General features: G+C 59.5%; 25 protein-coding genes and 1 pseudogene. 9 read left to right on the top strand and 17 right to left on the bottom strand.

Annotated features, from left to right (window positions below; all coding sequences use genetic code 11):
* Positions 1-2: 2 nt before the first annotated feature.
* From GUC32_RS22855 to pilM, 11 genes are all read right to left on the bottom strand, one after another.
* Entirely contained in the window at positions 3-701 is a 699-nt protein-coding gene (locus GUC32_RS22855; protein ID WP_369435451.1) for a phosphoglycolate phosphatase, read from the bottom strand.
* Positions 694-1,371, bottom strand: coding sequence for a ribulose-phosphate 3-epimerase (gene rpe / locus GUC32_RS22860; protein ID WP_004930320.1), 678 nt, complete (start codon positions 1,369-1,371; stop codon positions 694-696). Before rpe ends, GUC32_RS22855 begins: the two co-directional genes overlap by 8 nt.
* Positions 1,372-1,421: 50 nt before the next feature.
* Positions 1,422-2,234, bottom strand: coding sequence for an adenine-specific DNA-methyltransferase (gene dam / locus GUC32_RS22865; protein WP_025304536.1), 813 nt, complete (start codon positions 2,232-2,234; stop codon positions 1,422-1,424).
* Between the two features lie 84 nt (positions 2,235-2,318).
* Positions 2,319-3,332, bottom strand: coding sequence for an SPOR domain-containing protein (locus tag GUC32_RS22870; protein WP_049206049.1), 1,014 nt, complete (start codon positions 3,330-3,332; stop codon positions 2,319-2,321).
* Between the two features lie 156 nt (positions 3,333-3,488).
* Positions 3,489-4,589 (bottom strand): 3-dehydroquinate synthase, encoded by a 1,101-nt coding sequence (gene aroB / locus GUC32_RS22875; protein WP_025304538.1) that lies wholly within the window; start codon positions 4,587-4,589, stop codon positions 3,489-3,491.
* 106 nt (positions 4,590-4,695) lie between these two features.
* Positions 4,696-5,217: a shikimate kinase AroK gene (gene aroK / locus GUC32_RS22880; protein ID WP_004391482.1), complete on the bottom strand. Its 522-nt coding sequence runs from the start codon at positions 5,215-5,217 to the stop codon at positions 4,696-4,698.
* Positions 5,218-5,566: 349 nt separating this feature from the next.
* A complete protein-coding gene (hofQ, locus tag GUC32_RS22885) occupies positions 5,567-6,811 on the bottom strand; it encodes a DNA uptake porin HofQ (RefSeq protein WP_049294948.1) in 1,245 nt (414 codons plus the stop codon).
* Complete coding sequence (locus GUC32_RS22890) at positions 6,808-7,170, bottom strand: HofP DNA utilization family protein (RefSeq protein ID WP_025304540.1); 363 nt, start codon at positions 7,168-7,170, stop codon at positions 6,808-6,810. The genes hofQ and GUC32_RS22890 overlap by 4 nt, the downstream gene beginning before the upstream one ends.
* Entirely contained in the window at positions 7,163-7,657 is a 495-nt protein-coding gene (locus GUC32_RS22895) for a hypothetical protein (RefSeq protein WP_149570048.1), read from the bottom strand. Before GUC32_RS22895 ends, GUC32_RS22890 begins: the two co-directional genes overlap by 8 nt.
* Positions 7,650-8,189, bottom strand: coding sequence for a PilN domain-containing protein (locus tag GUC32_RS22900; protein WP_369435452.1), 540 nt, complete (start codon positions 8,187-8,189; stop codon positions 7,650-7,652). Before GUC32_RS22900 ends, GUC32_RS22895 begins: the two co-directional genes overlap by 8 nt.
* Positions 8,189-9,022 (bottom strand): type IV pilus biogenesis protein PilM, encoded by an 834-nt coding sequence (gene pilM / locus GUC32_RS22905; RefSeq protein WP_049206041.1) that lies wholly within the window; start codon positions 9,020-9,022, stop codon positions 8,189-8,191. The genes GUC32_RS22900 and pilM overlap by 1 nt, the downstream gene beginning before the upstream one ends.
* 121 nt (positions 9,023-9,143) lie before the next feature.
* Between pilM and mrcA the strand changes: the two genes are divergently transcribed.
* Complete coding sequence (gene mrcA / locus GUC32_RS22910; RefSeq protein WP_049294950.1) at positions 9,144-11,702, top strand: peptidoglycan glycosyltransferase/peptidoglycan DD-transpeptidase MrcA; 2,559 nt, start codon at positions 9,144-9,146, stop codon at positions 11,700-11,702.
* A 51-nt stretch (positions 11,703-11,753) separates the two neighbouring features.
* On the opposite strand, the gene nudE is transcribed toward mrcA, so the two are convergent.
* Positions 11,754-12,308, bottom strand: coding sequence for an ADP compounds hydrolase NudE (gene nudE / locus GUC32_RS22915; RefSeq protein WP_015379304.1), 555 nt, complete (start codon positions 12,306-12,308; stop codon positions 11,754-11,756).
* Positions 12,309-12,753: 445 nt separating this feature from the next.
* Here nudE and GUC32_RS22920 point away from each other — a divergent pair, with 445 nt between their 5' ends.
* The 5 genes from GUC32_RS22920 to pckA all read left to right on the top strand — a co-directional run bounded on the left by GUC32_RS22920 (position 12,754) and on the right by pckA (position 18,791).
* Positions 12,754-14,889 carry an intracellular growth attenuator family protein gene (locus GUC32_RS22920; protein ID WP_025304545.1) on the top strand — a complete coding sequence of 712 codons (2,136 nt, stop codon included), beginning with the start codon at positions 12,754-12,756 and terminating at the stop codon, positions 14,887-14,889.
* A 99-nt stretch (positions 14,890-14,988) separates the two neighbouring features.
* Positions 14,989-15,669: a GMP/IMP nucleotidase gene (gene yrfG, locus GUC32_RS22925; RefSeq protein WP_025304546.1), complete on the top strand. Its 681-nt coding sequence runs from the start codon at positions 14,989-14,991 to the stop codon at positions 15,667-15,669.
* The gene (gene hslR, locus GUC32_RS22930; RefSeq protein ID WP_164068191.1) at positions 15,666-16,073 is read left to right on the top strand and encodes a ribosome-associated heat shock protein Hsp15; all 408 of its coding nucleotides are present in this window, start codon (positions 15,666-15,668) and stop codon (positions 16,071-16,073) included. Before yrfG ends, hslR begins: the two co-directional genes overlap by 4 nt.
* A gap of 25 nt (positions 16,074-16,098) precedes the next feature.
* Positions 16,099-16,977, top strand: coding sequence for an Hsp33 family molecular chaperone HslO (gene hslO, locus GUC32_RS22935; RefSeq protein ID WP_147823723.1), 879 nt, complete (start codon positions 16,099-16,101; stop codon positions 16,975-16,977).
* A 194-nt stretch (positions 16,978-17,171) separates the two neighbouring features.
* A complete protein-coding gene (pckA, locus tag GUC32_RS22940; protein WP_043138920.1) occupies positions 17,172-18,791 on the top strand; it encodes a phosphoenolpyruvate carboxykinase (ATP) in 1,620 nt (539 codons plus the stop codon).
* Positions 18,792-18,809: 18 nt separating this feature from the next.
* Here the strand turns inward: pckA and GUC32_RS22945 are convergent.
* Positions 18,810-20,055 (bottom strand): annotated as a pseudogene (locus tag GUC32_RS22945) (IS3 family transposase).
* 168 nt (positions 20,056-20,223) lie between these two features.
* Between GUC32_RS22945 and GUC32_RS22950 the strand changes: the two are divergent.
* A complete protein-coding gene (locus GUC32_RS22950; RefSeq protein WP_004930730.1) occupies positions 20,224-20,487 on the top strand; it encodes a plasmid stability protein in 264 nt (87 codons plus the stop codon).
* Positions 20,484-20,963 (top strand): type II toxin-antitoxin system VapC family toxin, encoded by a 480-nt coding sequence (locus tag GUC32_RS22955; protein ID WP_016930378.1) that lies wholly within the window; start codon positions 20,484-20,486, stop codon positions 20,961-20,963. Before GUC32_RS22950 ends, GUC32_RS22955 begins: the two co-directional genes overlap by 4 nt.
* A 32-nt stretch (positions 20,964-20,995) precedes the next feature.
* Here the strand turns inward: GUC32_RS22955 and envZ are convergent, their stop codons facing one another.
* The 4 genes from envZ to cbpA all read right to left on the bottom strand — a co-directional run bounded on the left by envZ (position 20,996) and on the right by cbpA (position 24,613).
* Positions 20,996-22,366: a two-component system sensor histidine kinase EnvZ gene (gene envZ, locus GUC32_RS22960; protein WP_015379311.1), complete on the bottom strand. Its 1,371-nt coding sequence runs from the start codon at positions 22,364-22,366 to the stop codon at positions 20,996-20,998.
* Positions 22,363-23,082, bottom strand: coding sequence for a two-component system response regulator OmpR (gene ompR / locus GUC32_RS22965; RefSeq protein WP_004709363.1), 720 nt, complete (start codon positions 23,080-23,082; stop codon positions 22,363-22,365). The genes envZ and ompR overlap by 4 nt, the downstream gene beginning before the upstream one ends.
* Before the next feature lie 257 nt (positions 23,083-23,339).
* Positions 23,340-23,645: a chaperone modulator CbpM gene (locus GUC32_RS22970; RefSeq protein WP_004930739.1), complete on the bottom strand. Its 306-nt coding sequence runs from the start codon at positions 23,643-23,645 to the stop codon at positions 23,340-23,342.
* Positions 23,646-23,650: 5 nt separating this feature from the next.
* Complete coding sequence (cbpA, locus tag GUC32_RS22975) at positions 23,651-24,613, bottom strand: curved DNA-binding protein (protein WP_025304550.1); 963 nt, start codon at positions 24,611-24,613, stop codon at positions 23,651-23,653.
* 230 nt (positions 24,614-24,843) lie between these two features.
* On the opposite strand from cbpA, the gene greB reads away from it, so the two are divergent.
* A complete protein-coding gene (greB, locus tag GUC32_RS22980; protein WP_025304551.1) occupies positions 24,844-25,317 on the top strand; it encodes a transcription elongation factor GreB in 474 nt (157 codons plus the stop codon).
* Positions 25,318-25,373: the final 56 nt, after the last annotated feature.

The following is a 25,373-nucleotide window of genomic DNA, read 5'->3' on the forward strand; positions in this document are numbered from 1 at the left end:
GTTTAAATTTCCTGATTCTCTAAAGATGACAGCCCAAGAGCGGGCAACAAATCGGCGAAGCGCTCCAACACCCGATCGGGGTGGCTCAGGGCGATCGATTCACCGTAGTTATAACCGTAGGTAAAGCCGACGCTCGGGCAACCGGCGCCCTGTGCGGCTTGAATATCGTTGCGCGAGTCGCCAACGAACAGCAGTTCATGCGCGCGCAGCCCAAGCTTGCCGAGCACCAGGTACAGCGGTGCCGGGTGCGGTTTCTTTTCCGTCACGTCGTCGCCGCCGATCACCAGCGAGAAATAATCGCCAATGCCCAACGATGCCAGCAGCGGCGCCACGAACGGCGTCGGCTTGTTAGTCACCAGCGCCATCGGGTAACCGTGTGCGGCCAGGCGGACCAGCGTCTCTTGCACCTGCGGGAACAGGAGGCTGCCGCTGTCAACGGTCTGCGCGTAGAAATGGTCGAAACGCTCACGCAGCCGGCTGCACTGCGCCGGCGTGCCTTCCGCTTCCGCCCAGCGCAGCGCGCGTTGCACCAGCACGTCGGCGCCGTTGCCGATCCAGGTGCCGACCCGTTCCTCACCCGCTTGCGGCAGGCCCGTCTCTTCCAGCGCCATATCGATGGCCGCCGCCAGACCCGGCGCGCTGTCGACCAGCGTGCCGTCCAGATCGAAGGCCAATGCGCGGATCGCGCCGAAATCAGCCATGGGTAACCTTCGCCAGCTCGCTGCGCATCTCGTCGATCACCTTGCGGTAGTCCGGCTGGCCAAAGATGGCGGAACCGGCGACGAACATATCGGCGCCAGCGGCGGCGATTTCAGCGATGTTATCCACCTTCACACCGCCGTCGACTTCCAGGCGGATATCTCGACCACTGTCGTCGATCAATTTGCGCACCTGGCGCAGCTTGTCCAGAGTACCGTGGATGAACGATTGGCCGCCGAAGCCCGGGTTGACCGACATCAGCAGGATCACGTCGATTTTATCCATCACGTAATCGAGGTAGCTCAGCGGCGTCGCCGGGTTGAACACCAGGCCGGCTTTACAGCCGTGCTCTTTAATTAGCTGAATGGTGCGATCGACATGCTCGGAAGCTTCAGGGTGGAAAGAGATATAAGACGCGCCTGCCTTGGCGAAATCAGGCACGATGCGGTCCACCGGCTTGACCATCAGGTGCACGTCAATCGGCGCAGTAATGCCGTAGTTGCGCAGCGCTTCGCACACCATCGGACCGATGGTCAGATTGGGCACGTAGTGGTTATCCATCACGTCGAAGTGCACCACGTCGCCGCCTGCAGCCAGCACGTTAGCGGTATCTTCACCTAACCGGGCAAAATCTGCCGACAGAATGGACGGGGCAATCAAAAACTTTTTCATCCGCTTCTCCAAACGTAGGGTCGAGTTGTTATGCGCCGGGGTGCCCCGGCTTAGCGATACAGCGCCAAAAGCTCGTTCACTTTGCTGCGGCCGAGAATGTTTCGGCTGATTGTGCGGCGCGCTTTCACCACATACAGCGCAGCATTCTGGTACCAGTCGCGCGTCAGCTCGGTATCGTGATTGGAGATCAATACCGGTACCTGGCTCTCTACCGAGAGCTGGTGCGCCAGTTGCGCCAGGCTCTGCTGATCGGCGATGCTGAAGCTGTTGGTGTGGTAAGCGGTGAAATTCGCCGTCGCCGACAGCGGCGCATAAGGCGGATCGCAATACACCACGGCACCGGCCACGGCCTTCGCCATGGTATCGCGGTAATGCTCGCAGACAAAAGTGGCATTGCGCGATTTTTCGGCAAACCAGTAGAGCTCTTCTTCCGGGAAGTACGGTTTCTTGTACCGGCCAAACGGCACGTTGAACTCGCCGCGCAGGTTATAGCGACACAGGCCGTTATAGCAGTGACGGTTCAGGTACAGGAACAGCAGCGCCCGGCGGTAAGGCTCGGTGCTAGTATTGAACTCTTCTCGCAGCAGGTAAAACTGATCCGAGTTATTGAATTCATCGGCGAAAAGCGTGCGGGCATCGCGCACGAAGTCATCCGTGCGCAGCTTAACGATGTTATACAGGTTGATAAGATCGCTATTGATGTCGGCGAGAATGTAGGCGTCGTAATCCGTATTCAGAAAGACGGATCCCGCACCCACGAAGGGCTCGATTAAGCAGTCTCCCGCCGGCAGATGGCGACGAATCTCATCTACCAGCGGGTATTTTCCACCAGCCCATTTTAAAAAAGCGCGGTTTTTCTTCATGCCGTCAATTAGCTACTTATACAATTCAGAGCGGCGGATTGTACTCTGTTTCAGACAGCACATCAGCGCACAAATTTAAATGATTTATTTTTTAAGATCTTGCTGCACTTGGTGTACAGGTCGGACCCACGGTTTTTTCGCCTGCACATCCGCCGGCAACGAAGCAATGGCGCGCTTCGCTTCCGCAGAAGACGCATAGTTGCCGCTCACCAGCACGTACCACGGTTTGCCGTCACGCTTGGTGGCGTACACCAGGTAGTTCTGCAGCTTCTGCTGTTTGGCGTAGGCGTTCAGCGTGTCGGAACGCGAAGCGCTGCTCAGCTGCAAGGTATAGTGGCTGCCCGGCGCAGACTGCAGTGAACTGCCGCTGCTGGCGACCGCTCCCGCTTTCGCGGTGGAAGACGGCTTGGCCGGCGGCGTATACACCGTGGTCGGTGATTTATGCTGCGTCGCGGTCGGTTTGGTGGCGGCGGTTTTCGCCGGCGTTTTATGCTGTTGCGGTGCGGTGCCCTGCACAGGACGCGTCGCTTCGCGCGCCGCGGCGCCGCTCATCACCGTCGCCGGTGCGGTCGGCAGCGTCGACGCTGCGCCGGTCATGCCTTGAGTCGCGGCATCCACCTGCCCCTGCTGCTGCGACAGCGCATCCGCCATGTTGCCCGGCAAATCGACGCGCTGCTGCGCGCCGCCCTGCTGAGGCTGCGTTTGCGCTTCGGTCGGTGTGCCGGAGATCGGCGGAACGCTGACGTTCTGCGGTTGCTGCGGCTGAGTCGCGCTCACGCCGTTGTTATCGTGGGTATCCGTCGTGCCGCCCGGCACGCCGTTATTGGCGGTGGTCAGCGACGAAGAACCGGACAGGTTGATATCGCGGGCCGCGCCGTTTTGCGCGCCGCTCTCCTGAGCCGCTTCATGTTTGGTTGGCGCCTTCAGGGCGGAACCGATGCCGATAATCAGCAGCAACAGCACCAAAATGCCGATGCCAATCATCAAATGCTGGCGCGAAACGGCGAAGCGCGGCGCGGCGGCCGGCTTGCGCGAACGCGTAGGACGACGATCGCTGCTATCAGGTCTGAGATCGTCTTCCGGTTTAAACTCGTCCATCTGAAACCCTCCAACTAGAGGCAAAAGCCCACCACCGTAGACCTACCGTGGCACGGGCAGATTAACCCGATGATGGCAAAGCGACACCCGTCGTGCTCTGCTCACTGTATTAATATAGATGCAAATGGCGGCTAAGCCACTGTTACTTAGTCCGATTTAATTACGCTGCTGCTCAGGCAAGCAGGCGGCGATCGACGCCAGCACCAGCTCATGCCCTACGCCGCCGCGCACTTCCGCCGCACCGATCATGGTCGGCAGCACCAGACGCAGTTCACCCGCCAGCACTTTCTTGTCACGCAACATGTGCGGCAGATAGGATTCCGGCGTCATTTCCTGCGGCCCGCAGACCGGCAAGCCGGCGCGCAGCAGCAGCGCTTTGATACGTTCGATGTCTTCAACAGAGAACTGGCCGAGACGGTGCGCGGTTTCCGCCGCCATCACCATGCCTGCAGCCACCGCTTCACCGTGCAGCCACACGCCGTAGCCCATCTCGGCTTCGATAGCATGACCGTAAGTATGGCCCAGATTTAGCAGGGCGCGCAGACCGCTTTCGCGTTCGTCGGCGGCCACCACCTCGGCCTTCAGTTCGCAGCAGCGGCGGATACAGTAGGCCAACGCCTGCATATCCAACGCCATCAGCGCATCGATGTTATTTTCCAACCAGACGAAGAACTCGCGATCGAGGATGATCCCGTATTTGATGACTTCGGCCAGGCCGGAAGAGAGTTCACGCGTCGGCAACGTTTTCAGGCAATCCAGATCAACCACCACCGAAGCGGGTTGATAGAAAGCGCCGATCATGTTTTTGCCGAGCGGGTGGTTGACGGCGGTCTTGCCGCCTACGGAGGAGTCCACCTGCGACAACAGCGTGGTGGGAACCTGAATGAAGCGCACGCCGCGTTGGTAACACGCGGCGGCAAAACCGGTCAGATCGCCGACAACGCCGCCACCGAGGGCGATCAGCGTGGTATCGCGACCGTGCGGTTTTTCGAGCAGCGCCGAAAACACCTGCTCCAACACCGCCAGAGATTTGTACTGCTCACCATCGGGAAGAATTACCTGATCCACCACGACGCCGCTCTGCTCCAGCACCTGCCGGACACGCTCGAGATAGAGCGGCGCCAGGGTCTGGTTGGTGACCAACATCGCTTGCTCACCCGCCTTTAACGGCATAAAAGAAGCCGGATCGTTAAACAATCCGGCGGCAATGGTAATCGGGTAGCTGCGCTCCCCAAGCGTTACAGTAATTCTCTCCATGTCGCGCTCAGTTCTCTGTATGGTGCGGCGGTGGTTGATCCCCGCAACAGCGGGGAACACAAATCAGTTTTTCGCATTGGCCGACGGCGAACGCGAAAATTGGCAATCAGTTACTTTCCAGCATGTTGATGATCTGGTTAGCAACCACTTTAGCGCTCTGATCGTCGGTGCGGATGGTGACATCGGCAATCTCTTCATACAACGGATTACGTTCTTTCGCCAAGGCTTCCAGCACTTCACGCGGCGGAGAATCAACCTGCAGCAGCGGGCGTTTTTTATCACGCTGAGTGCGAGCCAGCTGCTTCTCGATCGTGGTTTCCAGATAGACCACCACGCCGCGCGCGGACAGACGGTTGCGCGTTTCGCGCGACTTCACCGAACCGCCGCCGGTCGCCAACACAATCCCTTGTTTTTCCGTCAGTTCATTAATGACTTTTTCTTCACGATCGCGGAAACCTTCTTCCCCTTCCACGTCGAATACCCAGCCCACGTCAGCTCCGGTACGTCGCTCAATTTCTTGATCGGAGTCGAAGAACTCCATATTGAGTTGCTGAGCTAACTGACGGCCAATAGTGCTTTTGCCGGCACCCATAGGCCCAACCAGAAAGATATTGCGTTTCTCTGCCATGTTTTTCGGTATTACTAAGACAATTCGTTAATGTTAACCCGCCCCGCCAATCAAATCAGCGGCGGGACCTAAACTGAAACCTCATGAGCGATAGTGCGAGATCAGACGAAAAATTATCTCAACACTCTTGGTAGTTTGGCAACCGAATAAATCGCAATCCACGCCGCGGGAGGGAAACCATATGTTTTTAACGGCGTCTTGACGCTAACAAAAAACCTCGGTGCTCAATTCGGTAACCCTTGTAAGCTAAATCGGCCGCAGCGTCAAACGCAGATCCCCCCAAGGGGATAAAAAAGTGTATCTGCTCATCAACTTTAGGAGATTTGCCGCCCAGCCGACAGGCAGCCGCTTATCCCTTAATCAAGGTCGGCGTAATGAAGATCACCAGCTCGCGTTTTTTCTGTTGTACGCCACTTTGCCGGAACAAGCCCCCCAGCAGTGGCGCATCTCCCAATCCCGGCACCTTGTCCGCCGTCTTGCCGCTATGCCGTTGAAAAATACCGCCGAGCACCAGGGTTTCACCGCTTTTCACCGTGATCTGCGTCTTAATCTCCTGTTTATCGATGGTCAATGCCTCCCCCGCCCCGCGGCTGATGGCGCGCCCCGGCATATTTTGGCTGATGTGCAACGTCAGCGTGATGCGCCCGTCCGGCAACACTTTCGGCGTCACCTCCATGCCCAGCACCGCCTCTTTGAACTCAATCGCGGTCGCACCGCTGGCGCCGCTCGACACTTCATAAGGGATCTCCGTCCCCTGTTTGATGCTGGCGGTTTGCAGGTGCGCCGTCAGCAAACGCGGGCTGGCGATGATCTCCACCTGATTCTCCTGCTCCAGCGCCGTCAGCTCGAGGCTCAACAAACGCCCGCTGATGCGCGCCAAATGGAAACCGGCGCTCACCGCGCTGCGCTCCAACGGCAGATTAACGCCGAGATTGCCCGGCCGCAGCGGCCGCGTCGGTTTTTCGTCGGCCGCCAATCCCCAACGCACGCCAAGTTCACGCAGGCTTTCGCTGTTGATGGTCACGATATGCGCCGCCAGCTGCACCTGTGCCAGCGGCGCGTCCATTTCCGTCACCCTTTTTTTCAACTGCGCCAGGATTGGCGCCGTGTCGCGCAGTAACAGCGTATTGGTGCGCTTATCCGCCAGCACGCTGCCACGCTCGCTGAGCAAGGCGCCGCGTTGAGCATTGAGGCTTTCGGCAATCTCCGCCGCATCGCCGTTTTGTAACGTCAGGGTCAGGCTGTGCAAAGGCTGCCGCTGCGCCAGCGCTTCTCGCTGCTGTTTTTTTTCCTGCGCGTCCGGCTCCGGGGCGACCAGCATCACGCTCCCCTCCCGCGTCATCGTCAGCTTGCCCATACGCAGGGTCAGCGCCAGCGCCTGAGGCCAGGGCACATTCTCCAGCCGCAGCGTCAGGTTGCCGCTTACGCCGGGCGCGACGATCAGGTTCATCTGCCGATAATCCGCCAGCGCCTGCAGGATGACCGTCACTGGCGCATCCTGGAACTCCAGGGAAACCTGCTGTTTATCCTGCGCCTGGACGATGCCGAGCGACAGACACCACAACGCCACGCCCAATCCAGCGAGTCCTTTCATGGTTTGCCATCCTTGTTGTTGTCCATCATGAGCGAGATGTCGCCCTGGCTCGCCGGACAATCCGGTTCGGCCGCCAGCGCCGTTAACGTCAGGCTGCGCGCCCGCACCTGCGCCACCTGCCAACGCTCGTCCAGCACCCACTGCTGCGGCCGCAGGCGCAACCACTGCCCTGCCGGCGTCACCACCCAGCCATAGCGCAGCGGCGGTTGCCCGATGACGCCTTTCAGTCGCCAACCCGCCGGCGATGCCTCCTGATGGGCACAAACAGGCAGCGGAGGCGGCGCAAACGGATCGCGCGGTTCTGCACACAAGGCCCACGGCCATAGCAGCCACCACCAACGGCCCGGTCTTTTACTCATCGGCCTGCTCCTCGGCGGCATCCTGCAACACCAACCGCGCCGTCATGCCCTGCGGCGCCGTTTCCACGCTCAATTGTTCGAGACGCAAATCGGCGGGCAGCGCCTCCAACAGCGCCAACAAACCGGCATAATCAATGCGCAAACTCAGCGTTTGCCGCAGCGGTTTTTCCTGCCGCTGCCAGCGCAACAAGGCGCCCCCCGCTTGTTGCAGCACGTTCGCCAGATCGCCGGCGGTGGTCGGACCGATCGGCGTTGGCGGCATAGGGGCTTCCGGCGCCTCGTCCAGTTGGTGCTGTACCATGGAAATCTGTTGCAACAGGCGCTGTTGCCGCTCCGCCGCGTTTTCCCGCTGACGCCATTCGTCTTGCAGCAGCCAACCTCCGCCCAATAGAGCCAATGTAACGCTGCCCAGCCCTTGCGCCACCAGCAATAGCCAGCCCGGCAAGTTCAGCCAAAAGCGCAGCCCGGATGACAAACGGCTATCCATCACGCCCCCACTGCGCCGCCAGATGAAAGGAATACAGACCGTCGTCCCGTTGCGTTACCTCAGCCAAACGCAGCCGTGGCAACGCAGGCATCCCCGCCAGCCGCCGTTCGAACTGCGTGATGGCCGCAGGAGAGCGGCTCAATCCACGCAGCCGCAGACCGTTCGTCGCATCGCTGTCCAGCTCCGTGAGCCACAGCGGTGGAGGAATGCTGAAGGACAATTGCTGAAGCAACTGCAAATAACGCCGGTTATGTTGGCCGTTGCGCGCCTGCCGTTCGGCGCGGGCGCTGTGCAGCGCTCGCTGCGCCCGCTCTTGCTGCTGCTGATGGGCGAGCAACGTCAAGGCCGCCAGCTCTTCACCCAGCATCGTTAGCCGCGCCTGCCGCTGCGCCTGTTGGTGACGCAGTTGGCCGGCAACCAGAAACAGCGCCAGCAGCAGTAGCGTTACCTGCAACAGCAGCGCACCCAGCCAGAAACAGCCGCGCCGCCGATCGCGGCGCTGTCGCCAGGGCAGAAAGTTGACCTGATACATCAGCGATCCTCCTCGCGCAGCGCCAGACCACCGGCCAATGCGAACGCCGCAGGATGCGCAGGCAACGGTGGGCGCAACTGCGTGAAGGCGCTGAGCGGCGACCAGGCAAGGCAACCGGTGGGCAAGGCACCTGCCAGCACGCTGCCGGCATAGACCGGCCGATCGTCGCCCGCCGGCATCTGGGCTTGCAGCGCCCGCAGCGCCTGCGCGTCATCGTCGCCCGGCGCCAGACCAAAGGCGAACGCGCCGTCAGCCGGCGCCACCCACAGCCATTCTCGTTCGAGACGGTGCATCAGCCCCGCAGCGGGCGGTACGCCTGCCGCCGTCGCCATCATCCGCAGCGCACAAGGGGTGATATCGACCGCTTGCGGATGCAGGCCAGCCTGACGCAAACAATGCAGCCACTGCTGCAGCTCCTGCCGCCGCGCGGCGGTCAGCAACAGCGCCGCCTCATCCGCCGGCGCGGTGCGATAGTCGAGCGCCAGCGTCTGGCCATCGAGCGGAAACTGCTTCAAACCGTGGCCACCGATATAGTCGCTGCGTTCCGGCTCGCGCAGCCGCGCGTCCGGCTGCGCCATGCGCTGCTGCAACACGCGCTGCGCCGGCAGAGCAATGCGTAAGGAAATATGTCGCGGCAGTTGAACGCGCCATTGCCGCAGCGCCCGGATCAGGAATTCGGAAGGTTCCAGGCAGCCATCGCGTAAAACCGCCTGCGGCAGCGCCTGCTGCCACCAGTGGCGCAACTGCCAGCCATTGCGGCGGCGTTGGGCCGCCACCGCGCGCACGCAGTCGATTTGTATATCCAGCCCCACCTGCCATGCTTGAGGGAACATGTTTCGCAAGCCTCCATAACATCAGATGATAAAAGAACATATCCATGTCGCAGGCTTGCCTTTATACTACCGCGCGGTTGTTTATAAACTGCCCAAATGACTTAGAAATGGGAAATCTCAGGTGAAGTTCGTAAAGTATTTACTAATCCTTGCAGTATGTTGCATCGTGCTGGGAGCAGCCTCGATTTTCGGCTTGTACAAATATGTCGAGCCGCAGCTGCCCGACGTCGCAACGCTGAAAGACGTACGGCTGCAGATACCGATGCAGGTTTACAGCGCCGATGGCGAACTGATCGCCCAATACGGTGAGAAGCGCCGCATTCCGCTGAAACTGGAACAAATTCCGCCGGTGATGGTGCACGCATTTATCGCCACCGAAGACAGCCGCTTCTATGATCACCATGGCGTCGATCCGGTCGGCATCTTCCGCGCCGCCTCAATCGCGCTGGTCTCCGGCCACGCTTCGCAGGGGGCCAGTACCATTACCCAACAGCTGGCGCGTAACTTCTTCTTAAGCCCGGAACGCACCCTGATGCGTAAAATCAAGGAAGCTTTCCTGGCGGTACGCATCGAGCAGATGCTCACCAAGGATGAAATCCTTGAGCTGTATCTGAACAAGATCTATCTGGGTTACCGCGCCTACGGCGTGGGCGCCGCCGCACAGGTCTATTTCGGCAAAGACGTCAGCCAGCTCACCCTGAGCGAGATGGCGACCATCGCCGGCCTGCCGAAAGCCCCGTCTACCTTCAACCCGCTCTATTCGCACGATCGCGCCGTTGCCCGCCGCAACGTGGTGCTGTCGCGCATGCTGGACGAGCATTACATCACGCAGGCGCAGTACGATCAGGCGCGCGCCGAAGATCTGGTCGCCAACTACCATGCGCCGGAAATCAGCTTCTCCGCGCCGTATCTCTCCGAGATGGTGCGTCAGGAGATGATCAAGCGCTACGGTGAAAACGCCTATACCGACGGTTACAAGGTTTACACCACCGTCACCAAACGGCTGCAGCTGGCGGCGCAGGAGTCGGTACGCAACAACGTGCTGGCCTATGACATGCGCCACGGCTACCGCGGCCCATCCAACGTGTTGTGGAAAGTCGGCGAAGCGGCCTGGGATCGCAAACAGATTGTCGACTCGCTGAAAAACTTGCCGAGCTACGGCCCACTGGCGCCGGCGGTCATCACCGCTGCTAACCCGCAGGAAGCGACGGCGATGCTGGCCGATGGCAGCAGCATTGCCCTGCCGATGGCCACCATGCGCTGGGCGCGGCCGTACCGTTCAGACACTCAGCAAGGCCCAACGCCGAAACGCGTCACTGACGTGGTGCAGACAGGTCAGCAGGTATGGGTGCGTAAAGTGAACGACGCCTGGTGGCTGTCGCAGGTGCCGGACGTCAACTCGGCGCTGGTCTCGATCAACCCGAACGACGGCGCGGTGAAAGCGCTGGTCGGCGGCTTCGACTTCAACCAGAGCAAGTTCAACCGCGTGACGCAGGCCCTGCGTCAGGTGGGGTCAAACATCAAACCGTTCCTGTACACCGCCGCGATGGATAAAGGCCTGACGCTGGCCACCATCCTGAACGATTTGCCGATCACCCGCTGGGATGCCGGCGCCGGCACCGACTGGCGGCCGAAGAACTCACCGCCGACCTACGACGGCCCGATTCGCCTGCGGCAGGGGCTGGGGCAATCGAAGAACGTGGTGATGGTGCGCGCAATGCGTGCGATGGGCGTCGACTACGCGGCGGAATATCTGCAGCGCTTCGGCTTCCCGGCACAGAACATCGTGCATACCGAATCGCTGGCGCTAGGTTCCGCCTCCTTCACCCCGATGCAGCTGGTACGCGGCTACGCGGTGCTGGCGAACGGCGGTTACCTGGTTGACCCGTACTTCATCACCAAGATTGAAGACGACAACGGCAATACGGTGTTCGAAGCTAAACCGAAAGTGGTGTGCAGCAGCTGCAACCTGCCGGTGATCTACGGCGACACCCACCGTTCGGCGGTGCTGTCCGACGACAACATCGAAAACGTCGCCACCTCGCAGGAAGGCAGCAACAGCACGGTGCCGATGCCGCAGCTGGAGCAGGTTACCCCGGCTCAGGTGCAGCAGGACGGTGACCAACAGTATGCGCCGCACGTGATCAGCACGCCGCTGGCCTTCCTGATCCACGACGCGCTGAACAGCAACATCTTCGGCGAACCGGGTTGGATGGGCACTGCCTGGCGTGCCGGGCGCGATCTGAAACGTCATGATATCGGCGGCAAAACCGGTACCACCAACAGTTCCAAAGACGCCTGGTTCTCCGGCTATGGCCCGGATACCGTGACGTCGGTGTGGATCGGTTTCGACGATCACCGCCGCGATCTGGGCCGTTCGACGGTATCCGGCGCTATCCCGGATCAGATTTCCGGCGGTGAAGGCGGAGCCAAGAGCGCCCAGCCGGCGTGGGACGACTTCATGAAGACCGCGCTGGAAGGCATTCCGGAGCAGAAAGTCACGCCGCCGCCAGGCATCATCAGCGTCACCATCGACAAAAGCAGCGGCAAGCTCTCCGGCGGTGGCGGCGGCAGCCGTTCCGAGTACTTTATCGAAGGGACGCAGCCGACGGACTACCCATCGCGCGATACCGGCACCACATTGACCGATCCGGGCGGTGAAAGCCACGAGCTGTTCTGATCGAAAAGGGCCAGAGAAATCTGGCCCTTTTTTTATTCGGCGCGAAGCGTATCAGCGCGACGCGCGCAAAAACGCCTCGGAGAGAAACAGCGCGCTGACGTTGCGCGCCTCACGGAAATCCGGTTCCGCCAGCAACGCCATCATGTTGGCGATCGGCCAGCGCACCTGCGGCAAGGGCTCCGGTTCATCCCCTTCCAGGCTCTGCGGGTAGAGATCGTGGGCCAGCACGATATTCATTTTGCTGGAAAAGTAGGATGGCGCCATCGTCAGCTTACTGAGAAAATCAAAGCGCTTCGCGCCGTATCCCACCTCTTCCATCAGCTCGCGGTTGGCCGCTTCCAGCACGCCCTCTCCGGGATCGATCAACCCTTTCGGGAAACCCAGCTCATAGGATTCAGTGCCCACCGCATATTCGCGGATCAGCAGCAGGTCATCGCCAATCACCGGCACGATCATCACCGCTTCACGATCCGAAGGCCGCATGCGCTCATACACCCGCCGAACCCCGTTGCTGAATTCCAAATCGACCGACTCGACGTTGAACAAACGCGAACGCGCGACCGTTTCCACTTTCAGAATTTTAGGTTTTTGCAGGTGTTTATCCATGATTGCCTCAAAGAGGTTACCCAGGCGTGGACGGGGCAACCGAAATAATGATTGGCGTAACGCACGGCTCGTTGGCGCTCAAATGCTGACCAAATTCGATCCTGATCACATTGTGCGTTAAGGGCAAGCTCCGCCGCAACGAGCATGAACAGTAATTTACTTTCTTTTAACAAGCGTAGCCAGCAGCGGGCGATTTTCCGTACTGATTCAGCAAACAGCACGCATGAAAATAGGATAATGCCGATATCGACGGCAGAGGCCGGTTGCTAGTATCACGCAGGCAAGAATCAGTGATAAAATGGCCTTGCGTCATGAAGGAATGAGATCCAGAGCGAGAATCTGTTTGTTCCCTCATTAGTTCTGGGTGCCTCCTGGCGGTTTACTCCGTATAATATTCAGCTTTTCATCAGGTTGGCGAAATTCACGGGTGTGAGATGGGGATTGCATGAGCACAATAGTGTTGATATTGGCCTTAGTGCTTGTCTGCCTGATTGCCGCCGGCCTGTACCTGTGGTTCAAGGCCCGCAACCCGTCGGCGCTGGCGCACGCGTTGCCGTTTATCAAGCCTGCCCACCGCAAGCTGACCGATGAAGAGCGCGCCGCGGTCGAGTTCTACCTCAATCAGCAAAACAAGCTGAGCAACAAACTGTTGCCCGGCGGCGGCGCTACGCTGCCCGCAGCCAAACTGGCGCTCACCCCGCAAAGCGATAACGTTTATCCCGTCACGCACGCCATCACCCGCTACGGTCTGGCCAGCGACGATCCCAATAAATGGCGCTATTACCTCGATGCCGAAGAGGTACATCTGCCGCCGTTTTGGGAACCCTACATCACCGCCGACAACCATGTGGAAGTGATCCGAACCCAGACGCTGCCGCTGGTGATTTCGCTCAACGGGCACTCGCTGAAAGATCATATTCACGACCGGCCGCAGCCGCCGGTGGTGACCGCCGCGCCGACCAAAAACGCTTCCATCCGCAAGGAAGAGAGCGAACATGTCGAGCTGGTGAACATTCGTAAGGAAACGCCGGAAGAGCATGCGCTGAACCGGCCGAACGGCATCCGTGAAGCCGTCATCATCTCCGCCGCGCTGCTGCTGCTGTTCTTCAGCCTGATCAGCCCGGTGCTGGTGATCCCGTGGATGATTTTCGTGGCGGTGCTGATGATCGCCTGGGGATGCTGGAACCTGTTCCGCCGTCCGGCGTCACGCGAGCTGAAAGAGATCCACTGCCTGCGCGGCACGCCGAAGCGCTGGGGACTGTTCGGCGAATCCGGCCAGGGACAGATCAGCAACATTTCACTCGGCATCATCGATCTTATCTACCCGCCGCACTGGCAGCCGTACCTGACGCAAGACTTGGGCAAGACCACCGATGTGGACGTCTACCTCAATCGGCAGGTGGTGCGCCAGGGCCGTTTCCTCTCGCTGCATGACGAAGTGAAGAATTTTCCGCTGCAGCAGTGGGGCCGCAACGCGGTGCTGGTCGCCAGTTCGGCACTGGTACTGCTGTTGTTGCTGATCTATATCCCGCTTAATCTGCCGCTGACCCTCAGCATGGCCTGGCTGCAAGGCGCGCAAAAAGTGGAAGTGACCAGCGTACAGGCGCTGGAAGCTACGCCGCTGCGCATCGGCGACACCCTGAAGGTGCGCGGCAGCGGCATGTGCTATGTGCCGCCGCCGGCCAACGGTGGCGGCGCCGTCAATTTTGCGCCGTTCGATTGCTCCGGCATTTACTGGAACAACGCCGCCCCGCTGCCGCAGCCGGAATCAGAAGTCATAGACAAAGCGACGGCCCTGCTGGCCACGGTCAACAGCCAGCTGCATCCGAGCGGTACCGATCAGAAGATCAACCCGCAGCTGGCCAGCGCCATCGAGAAATCCGGCATGATCCTGTTGGATGACTTTTCTGATATCGTTTTGAAAACACAGGATTTATGCCAGGCAGAAAACGACTGTGTGCGGCTGAAAAACGCGCTGGTCAACCTGGGCAACGCCAAAAACTGGAGCGGCCTGGTGAAACGCGCCAGATCAGGCGCGCTGCAAGGCGTCAACGTCCTGCTGCGCCCGGTAAGCGCCGAGTCGCTGGAAAGCCTGACCAAAGTGGCCACGTCGTCGTTCATCTTCAATGAAACGCGTCTGGCCGCCGCGGCGCTCAACAGCCCGCCGCCGGGCGGCTTCCTGATCCGCAGCGATGAAGGTCGACAGTTGGTCAGCCATCCGCAATCCTCAGCGCCGCAGAGCGAATACAACGCTCTTGACCAGTGGAATGAGTTGCAGCGCCTTTCCACTCTGCTGCTGCATACCCCATTCCAGGCGCAGGGGGTGATCACCAGCCTCAGCGTCGATGCCAACGGCACCCGCCACGTGGCGCTGCACAGCGAACCGGACATGATCACCCTGTGGCGCTACCTCGGTACCAGCCTGCTGTTGCTGGCGGTGGTCGTCAGCCTGGGCTATAACGCCTGGCGGCTGGTACAGCGTCGGCGCATCAATCAGCACCGCGTCGCCGATATCCAGCGTTACTACGACAGCTGCTTCAATCCGCAGCTCAATCCGATGTCAATGCGGCCGATGGCCTGAACCTGACGCCGGGGGTCTCCGCCCTGTCATCTGCTTATGCTACGCTAACGCTATTATTCTCATCTGCGGACCGCCCGTCGGTCCGCCCATGGAGTTTTTATGGTTCCCGAGTTTGATTGGCCGCAGATCGATACCGTGCTGCTGGATATGGACGGCACCTTGCTGGATCTGGAGTTCGACAGCCACTTCTGGCTCAGCCTGGTGCCGCAAGCGCTGAGCGAAAGGCGCGCCATTCCGTTCGACGAAGCCCGTCATATCATTGAACGGGAATATCAGGCGGTGCAGCACACCATGAACTGGTATTGCTTCGATTACTGGAGCGAGCGGTTGGATCTGGACATCTACCGCATGACCAGCGAAGTCGGTAGCCGCGCGCGGCTGCGCGAAGACACCGAGCCGTTTTTACGGGCGCTGCGCGACGCCGGTCTGCAAACCATTTTGCTGACCAACGCCCATCCTCACAGCCTGGCGGTGAAAATCGAGCATACCGGCCTCGATCGGCACCTTGATTTATTGTTTTCCACCCACACATTTGGTTATCCGAAAGAAGATCAGCGTCTGTGGCAAGCGGTGCAGCAGCACACCGGATTCAACCCGCAGCGCACGCTGTTCGTCGACGACGGCGAGCCTATCCTCGACGCGGCGCGCACTTTCGGCATTCGTTACTGCCTGGGCGTGCAAAACCCGGACTCCAGCACGGCGGAAAAAAGCTTCCAGCGCCATCCGTCGATGCGCGACTACCGTCTGCTGATACCGGCGCTGGCCAAGGGGGAAGCATGAAGGAAAAAGCGACGCGCGACGACGCGGTCCGGCTGGATAAGTGGCTGTGGGCCGCACGCTTCTATAAGACTCGCGCGCTGGCGCGCGAAATGATCGACGGCGGTAAGGTGCATTACAACGGCCAGCGCGGCAAGCCGAGCAAGATTGTCGAACTCAACGCCGAGCTCAAACTGCGGCAGGGCAACGAAGAACGTACGGTGATCGTGCTGGCGCTGACCAGCCAACGCCGCGGCGCCAACGAGGCGCAGCAAATGTATCAGGAAACCGAAGCCAGCATCGCCAATCGCGAAAAAATGGCGCTGGCGCGCAAGATGAACGCGTTGACCATGCCGCATCCGGACCGTCGTCCGGACAAAAAGGAGCGGCGCGACCTGATGAAATTTAAATTTGGTGAGTCGGAATAACCCCTCACCGTAATGAGAGAAGATTATGTCCAACCATGACCAATTGCACCGTTACCTGTTTGAAAACTACGCGGTGCGCGGCGAGCTGGTTACCGTCAGCGAAACCTATCAGCAGATCCTGAACAACCACGATTACCCGGCACCGGTGCAAAAACTGCTGGGCGAGCTGCTGGTCGCCACCAGTCTGTTGACCGCAACCCTGAAGTTCGACGGCGACATCACCGTGCAGCTGCAGGGCGACGGCCCGCTGAAGCTGGCGGTGATCAACGGCAACAACCGCCAGGAGATGCGTGGCGTTGCGCGCACCCAGGCGCCTATCGCCGACGACAGCACCCTGCATCAGATGATCGGCAACGGCGTCATGGTCATCACCATTTCCCCGACGGAAGGCGAGCGCTATCAGGGCGTGGTCGGCCTGGAAGGTGAAACCCTGGCAGAATGCCTGGAAGCCTACTTCCGCCAGTCCGAGCAGCTGCCAACCCGCCTGTTCATCCGCACCGGCGAAGTGGAAGGCAATGCCGCAGCGGCCGGTATGCTGCTGCAGGTGCTGCCGGCGCAGGACGGCAACCTCGATGATTTCGATCATCTGGTGCAACTGACCAACACGGTCAAAAGCGAAGAGCTGTTCGGCCTGCCGGCCAACGAAGTGTTGTACCGCCTGTACCATCAGGAAGAGGTCACCTTGTACGAACCGCAGGACGTGCAGTTCCGTTGCACCTGTTCGCGCCAGCGTTGCGCCGACGCGCTGATGACCCTGCCGACCGATGAAGTGGCGGACATGCTGGAGCAGGACGGTAATATCGACATGCACTGCGACTACTGTGGCAGCCACTATGTCTTTGACCCGGTTGATGTTGCCGCGTTGTATGCGGGTAACACCAGTGAAAGCGACCAGTTGCACTAAGTAACACCTTTTCGGCGGGCGCCCCCGGCGCCCGCCAACGCCCGCCGTTTGCACGTTTGCTTTTTTCCGTGTGCTATCTCTCAGATCGTAACGAAATGCCGCCTAAAACGTTAAATATTTGATACCCATCGCGGTTACTCACCGTTAGATCCCTACAATTGCCGCCAGAAATTCTGTGACCAAGGAGTAGTAACATGCGCGTTAAAGGTATAACCCCTCAGGATCTGGCCGCTTACGGCATTCACGACGTTAGCGAAATCGTTCACAACCCGAGCTATGAACTGCTGTTTAAGGAAGAAACAGACCCATCTCTGGAAGGTTTTGAGCGTGGGGTAGTCACCAAGCTGGGTGCCGTCTCCGTCGATACCGGCATCTTCACCGGCCGTTCGCCGAAAGACAAATACATCGTCCGCGACGACATCACCCGCGATACCGTGTGGTGGGCCGATCAGGGCAAAGGCAAAAACGACAACAAACCTCTCAGCCCGGAAGTGTGGGCCGATCTGAAACACCTGGTCACCGAGCAGCTTTCCGGCAAACGTCTGTTCGTGGTGGATACCTTCTGCGGCGCCAACGCTGACTCGCGCCTGAAAGTGCGTTTCATCACCGAGGTGGCCTGGCAGGCGCACTTCGTGAAAAACATGTTCATCCGCCCGAGCGACGACGAGCTGGCTGACTTCGAGCCGGACTTCGTGGTGATGAACGGCGCCAAATGCACCAACCCGAACTGGCAGCAACAAGGCCTGAACTCGGAGAACTTCGTCGCCTTCAACCTGACCGAGCGCATGCAGCTGATCGGCGGCACCTGGTACGGCGGCGAAATGAAGAAAGGCATGTTCTCGATGATGAACTACCTGCTGCCGCTGAAAGGCATCGCTTCGATGCACTGCTCGGCCAACGTGGGCGAGAAAGGCGACGTGGCGGTGTTCTTCGGCCTGTCCGGTACCGGCAAGACCACCCTTTCCACCGATCCTAAGCGTCAGCTGATCGGCGATGACGAGCACGGCTGGGACGACGACGGCGTGTTTAACTTCGAAGGCGGCTGCTACGCCAAGACCATCAAGCTCTCTGAAGAAGCCGAGCCGGACATCTATCACGCCATCAAACGCGACGCGCTGCTGGAAAACGTCACCGTGCTGGCCGACGGCAGCATCGACTTCAACGACGGTTCGAAAACCGAGAACACCCGCGTTTCTTACCCGATCTACCATATCCAAAACATCGTCAAGCCGGTGTCCAAAGCGGGTCACGCCACCAAAGTGATCTTCCTGACCGCCGACGCCTTCGGCGTGTTGCCGCCGGTATCACGTCTGACCGCCAACCAGACTCAGTATCACTTCCTGTCCGGTTTCACCGCCAAATTGGCCGGCACCGAACGCGGCGTAACCGAGCCAACGCCAACCTTCTCCGCCTGCTTCGGCGCCGCGTTCCTGTCACTGCACCCGACGCAGTACGCCGAAGTGTTGGTGAAACGCATGCAGGCCGCCGGCGCCCAGGCTTACCTGGTCAACACCGGCTGGAACGGCACCGGCAAACGCATCTCGATCAAAGATACACGCGGCATCATCGACGCCATCCTGAGCGGTGAAATCGACAAGGCGGAAACCGTTACCCTGCCAATCTTCGATCTGGCGATGCCGACCGCGCTGCCGGGCGTGAACCCAGAGATCCTCGATCCGCGCAATACCTACGCCAGCCTCGAGCAGTGGCAGGAAAAAGCGCAGGATCTGGCCGAGCGCTTCATCACCAACTTCGACAAATACACCGACACGCCTGCGGGCGCCGCGCTGGTTAGCGCCGGCCCGAAGCTGTAATTCGGTAGCGTTACCTGACTAGTCCTGATATAGGTTGACACTTTTCAGCCGGATAACGCCCGATGAACCTCATCGGGCGTTTTGTATTTCAGCGACAAGTGCGGCCGCCGCGTGTTGTAGAGGTTCACCGATTCCCTGACCATCTTTCTTGCCTGCGCGATATCTTCTGGCCTGCCGAGCAGGTATTCCGTTTTGAGTATCCCGTTTATCCGTTCCGCCAGCGCGTTCTGATAACAGTCATACCCGTCCGTCATCGAGCAGATGACGCCATACTGCTGATGTAACGCCTGATATTCCTGCGAGCAGTACTGGATACCCCTGTCCGAATGATGCACCAACGGCAACGCCGTGCGTCTGCCGGCCAGTGCCATTTTGAACGCGCAGGCGACATGCCGGGTATGCAGACTGTCATGCACGTGATATCCCACGATTTTTCTCGACCAGGCATCCGTTACCAGGCTGACATACGCCGTCCCCGTTCTCAGCGGCAGGTAGGTGATATCCGCCACCCATACCTGTTCCGGACGGCTGGCTATTACTTGATTGTCTCCCGCTTTTAGCAGGTTGGGATGGCGATAAAAACGATGATGGCTGTGCGTCGTCTTGTGATATGCCCGTTTAGGCATCACCAGTAACCGCGCGCAGCGCAGGATACTGAACAGCCGGTCACGGCCCACATGCAACGCCGGTTCAGGGTGTTGCCGCAACAGGTGATGCAGCTTACGTGTCCCCAGTCGGGGTTGGTGCAAGCGGATGGCCGTCACCTGTTCGACGAGATGCCGGGCCTGCTCCTCTTTGCCTGCTTCACGCTGCAGGGACTGATACCACGCTTGTCGGCTGATGCCCATCCATCGGCAGGCCCGCGTTACTGTGAGTCCCGGTACTTGTGTTTGCGCGATAAGGCGGTTAGCTGCTTTTTTGTCAGCGTGGCGCCAAAGTCGGTGTTCATCACTTTGACGACAGCTTCGAAGAACTGGGCTTTGACTTCAGATTCAGCCAGTTGCTGCTCAAGTTCTTTAATACGCTGTTCGGGCGTCAGGGGGAGTTTGGGCATGTTGTCTCCGCACGTTCTGGTGGAAGGAGAAGTTCGCCAGTCAAGTTGACCGTATTTGCGCAGCCAGTTCATGACAGTCTGGCTGCCCTGGATACCGTAGCGATCTTGCGCCTGGCGGTATGTCATCTCGCCTTTTTCGACCTGTTCGACGACAGCCAGTTTAAAGGATAGAGAGTAATCGCGTTGTGTGCGTTTAATATACTGGTTCATCACATTTTCCTCTGTGCGTGAGTAAAATGTGTCAACGCTATTCAGGACGGGTCAACCTCTTCAGCTAAGGCGCGGATCCCGCGCCTTTTTTTATTTTCATCGATTGCTTTTTAACCAGCAAGGCGAGAAAATAAGTCAATGCAATCATTGATAGCAAAGGAGGTTTAAATGGCGACTATCACCGTCAGAAATCTGGACGACGAAATCAAAGAGCTGCTGCGTATCTCAGCGGCGAAAAACGGCCATTCTATGGAAGAGGAAGCGCGCATGATCCTGAAACAGGCGCTGGTGAAAAAGCCGCCGCGCTATGGATTGGGTACCTGGATGCATCAGCACTTCGCCGAATTCGGCGGCGTTGAGCTGGAGATCCCACCGCGTGACGCCGTGCCGCCACGCATCGTCACCTTTGATGATGAAGATGACAACGCATGATCATTATCGACACCAACGTCATTTCAGAAACGCTGCGTCCCAGCCCGTACTACAACGTCATTAACTGGTTAAATGAAAAGGACAATGACGAGCTCTATCTCAGCGCCATTGTCCTCGCCGAACTGTTCAGCGGCGTCGCCTGCATGCCTGACGGCAAGCGCCAGCGGGATCTCAAGCTGAAATTGGCGGACGCCATTGAATTGAAGTTCGAGGGGCAGATATTGCCGTTTGATGGGCTGTGCGCGATGCAATACGCGGAATTGACGGCAAGGAATCGGCTGCTGGGTAAAGCGATGAGCGTGCCGGATACCCAAATCGCCGCCACCTGCCTGCATTACGGTGCCGCCCTGGCCACCCGCAATACCAAAGACTTCCTCCACTGCGGTATCGAATTAATCGATCCGTGGCAGGCGCCGACCGGCCGCCGGTTGCATGAGGATGCGGCGGAATACTACGTGATGAGCAGAAAGTCCTGACGGGGCCGCAGCGGCGCGGCCCACATCAGAGGTCAGGCGTTTTCCCTGGCCGTTTGATGACCGTTGGTCGACTCTTTTTTCTCCATCGGCAACGGAATATACGCGCGGATCAACAGCCCGCCGCGCTCGCTGGTGCCGATATCCAGTTCGCCGTCATGCGCGTCGATAATACGCTGCACGATCGCCAGCCCCAGACCGGTGCCGCTGGTGCTGCGCGCGCTGTCACCGCGTACGAACGGCTGCAGCAGGTGCTTCAACTCTTCCGGCTTGATACCCGGGCCGTCATCTTCCACCTGGAACCAGCCGCGCTGCAGCTCGCGGCCGCTGCTGACCTTGATCCAGCCGTTGCCGTAACGCGCCGCGTTCACCACCATGTTCACCGCCGCCCGCTTAATCGACAGTGGGTGCACGTTCATCATCAGTTCGCCCGGTGACAACGCGGTTTCAATCACCCGCTCATAACCGCTCTCCGCCGCAACCACCTCGCCCAAAATGGCGTTCAGGTCGCTGCTTTCGGTCGGCATCTCCTGCCCGGTGCGCAGATAATCGATGAACTGCTCAATGATGGCGTTGCACTCTTCGATGTCTTTATTGATCGACTCGGCCAGATAGCCGTCTTCGGCGCTCATCATCTCCGTCGCCAGCCGGATACGCGTCAACGGCGTGCGCAGATCATGGCTGACCCCGGCCATCAGCAAGGTGCGATCGTCCGCCAGCTGCTTGACGCCCGACGCCATCTGATTGAATGCGCGAGTCACCGACCGCACTTCGGAAGCCCCATACTCGCGCAGCGGCGGCGGAATAATCCCTTTGCCCACCTGCAGCGCCGCATGTTCCAGCTCCACCAGCGGGCGGTTTTGAATACGAATAAACAGCCAGGCACCGCCGATCGCGAGCAGCATGATCGCCAGCGTATAGCGGAACAGCGGAGAGAAGTCGCCCTGATGGATTTCCGTCAGCGGTACGCGCACCCAGATATCGGGCTGCAGCCAGGTTTTCAGCCACACCACCGGGGAGTTCTTGTTCACCTCCACACGCACATCGGTCGGCCCGCCGAGCTGCTGCGCCATCTGCTGGCTGAGGAACTGGTAGTGCTGCGCCCAGCGCAGGCCGCTCTCCTCCGCCGCCGAGTTGGTGTAGAGAGAAATGCCCAACTCGCGGTAGATCTCACGACGGAACGCCGGCGGTACCTCCAGCAGCGTGCCGTCCTCCAGCTGCAGCCGATCGGTCATCAGCATACGCACTTCGTAGGCCAATACCTTGTTGAACTGCTGCAGGCTGGGCAGGATGGCGAAGTTCAGCACCACCAGATAGGTCGTCACCAGGCTGACGAACAGCAAGGTGACGATCAACAACAGGGTTCGGGCAAACGAGCTACGCGGTGAAAAGCGCAATCGCCTCATGCCTTACTGCCGTCCGGGACGAAGACGTAGCCGAGACCCCACACGGTCTGGATATAACGCGGATGCGCCGGATCTTCTTCAACCATGCGGCGCAGACGAGAGATCTGCACGTCGATGGAGCGCTCCATGGCGCTGTATTCGCGGCCACGCGCCAGATTCATCAGCTTATCGCGCGACAGCGGTTCACGCGGGTGGCTGACCAGCGCCTTCAGTACCGCGAATTCGCCGCTGGTCAACGGCATCGGCTCGTCTTCGCGGAACATCTCGCGGGTGCCGAGGTTCAGTTTGAATTTGCCGAAAGCGATCACCGCCTCTTCCTGCGAAGGCGCGCCCGGCAGTTCGTTCGCCTGGCGGCGCAGCACCGCGCGGATACGAGCCAACAGCTCACGCGGGTTGAACGGTTTAGGAATGTAGTCGTCGGCGCCGATTTCCAGCCCCACGATGCGATCGACCTCTTCGCCTTTCGCGGTGACCATAATGATCGGCATCGGGTTGCTCTGGCTACGCAGACGGCGGCAGATGGACAGGCCGTCTTCGCCCGGCAACATCAGATCGAGCACCATCAAATGGAAGGATTCACGGGTCAGCAAGCGATCCATTTGCTCAGCGTTGGCAACGCTGCGAACCTGGAAGCCCTGTTCGGTTAAATAACGTTCTAAAAGCGCGCGCAGGCGCATGTCATCATCGACAACCAGGATCTTATGATTCTCTTGCATGGTATTACTCCCAAAGGCTTTATTGCCTGACTCGAATATTGTTAGAAAACCTTGCCATTTGAGACAGCGTTTAATGGTATGTATTCTAGACGAAATTGTTACAAAGCTTATTCTTTTCCCCATTTATCAACAATTTTCAGTGAATGTCGACGGGGGTTCGTCAAAATTTCGCCCTTTATCGGCGCAATGTGGGGCAGCGGCCCAATTTTGTGCAATTTCGCCACCGGGGAAGCGCCCGGTGGCGTTCAGCTGTCGGGTCAGGAGGTCTGCAGGAAACGTGCCAGCTGCCTACGCAGCTGCCGGTTCTCTTGCTGTAGCGCATCAACCCGATCGAGCAGCGTCAGCGCCATGGCGATCCCCGGCCAGTCCAGATCCAGCTCGGCCCGCAGCCTGCGCGCGCGCTGCAGATGGCTCAGCGCCGGATAATCGAACTCCCAGCGCGGCTGCGCCGGCTCCAACGGCACGATCACGCCCAGGCCGACGATCTCGACCAGCTCATCCTCTGAAATCTCCACTCGCTGACACAGCTCCACCACGGTGAATGTGATCTCTTTCTTCATCATGTGCTTTACTCCCATTCCGCGCGCGGGTTGAACGCCGCCTGTTCAGCCAGCTCTCGCCACAGGGCGCTGGCCTTCTCGTTCGGCTTCGGCGGCATCACCACCTTGAGAATGACATACAGATCGCCGGGCTCTTTCTTGCCCGCCAGCCCTTTGCCTTTGACCCGCAGCCGTTTGCCGCTCTGGCTGCCGGCCGGCACGGTCAGCGCGATTTTGCCGGTCAGCGTCGGCACCTCAATGCTGGCGCCGAGCGCCGCTTCCCACGGAGCGAGCGGCGCCACGATGCTCAGGTTGTGGCCATCTATCTCAAACAGCGGGTGCGGCGCGAGGCGGATGACCAGATACAGATCGCCGTTTTGGCCGCCGCCCACGCCGGCAACGCCCTGCCCCTTGAGGCGAATGCGCTCGCCATCGCCCACGCCGGCCGGGATTTTCACGTTCAACGTTTTGTTGGCTTCGCTCACCTGCCGCCCCAGCTCGTCATACACCGGCAGCGTATAGGAGATCTCGCGGCTTTGGCCATGCAGCGTTTCCTCGAGGAACAGCGGCACCTCCATCTCCAGATCCTGGCCGCGGAAGCCATGCCCGCCGTGCGAGTGCGAAGCGGAGCGGTGCCCGCCCGCCGCACGCCCGCCGAACATGCTCTCGAAGAAGTCGGAGAAGTCTTGCGCGTCGGCGCCGCCGCCGTGCCATGAAGCGCTCTGCTGATAGCCGCCGTGATCGCCGCGCGCCTGGCGGCCAAAGTTCGGATCGTTGCGGTGCAGCCGGATCTGATCGTACTCGGCGCGGCGCTCGTCGTCCTTCAGCACCTCATAGGCTTCGGCCAGCTCCTTGAACTTGCTCTCGGCGTCGTCTTCAGTGCTCACGTCAGGGTGATATTTACGCGCCAGCCGGCGGTAGGCCGTTTTGATGGTTTTCAGATCGGCGTTGGGCTCAACGCCCATCGTGGCGTAGTAATCTTTAAATTCCATGCGGTAATACCTTCAATGTGTTGGGTTGTGCGCCAAAATTCCTTGTCTCTCTCGCCAGATATCCTCCTTTCGTCACATTCCTTTTCCGCTATCGCTAAGCATACTCCCGATTGTTAAAAGCTGCGCAAACTGAATAAAAACCGTGCGACAAGGCGCAGGCCCGCGCGCCATTTCTAAAGCCCCCCGCATTCACGTACACTGTGGCGGTGGCCCCATAAAGATAAATCACGATGAGAACTCAACTGATAACCCGTGAAGGGTATGACAAGCTCAAACAAGAGCTGGATTACCTCTGGCGTGAAGAGCGCCCCGAGGTGACCAAAAAAGTGACCTGGGCCGCCAGCCTGGGCGACAGAAGCGAAAACGCCGACTACCAGTACAACAAGAAGCGGCTGCGCGAAATTGACCGCCGCGTCCGCTATCTGACCAAATGCCTGGAGCAGTTGAAGATCGTCGATTACTCCCCGCAGCAGGAAGGCAAGGTGTTCTTCGGTGCCTGGGTGGAGGTGGAGAATGACGACGGCGAGACCAAACGCTTTCGCATCGTCGGTTACGACGAGATTTTCGGCCGCAAGGATTACATCTCCATCGATGCGCCGATGGCGCGCGCCCTGCTGAAAAAAGAGGTCGGGGACATCGCCACCGTCAATACGCCGCTGGGCGAGGCACAGTGGTACGTAAATGAGATAAACTACCCGAAGTAAGCTTTCAGCTTTTTCCGAACCGCCGCCAACGCCGCCGCCTGAGCTGTTCTCCACGC

Origin of the sequence: Serratia sp. NGAS9 (assembly GCF_009905295.1) — a bacterium.
Taxonomy (GTDB): Bacteria; Pseudomonadota; Gammaproteobacteria; order Enterobacterales; family Enterobacteriaceae; genus Serratia; species Serratia bockelmannii.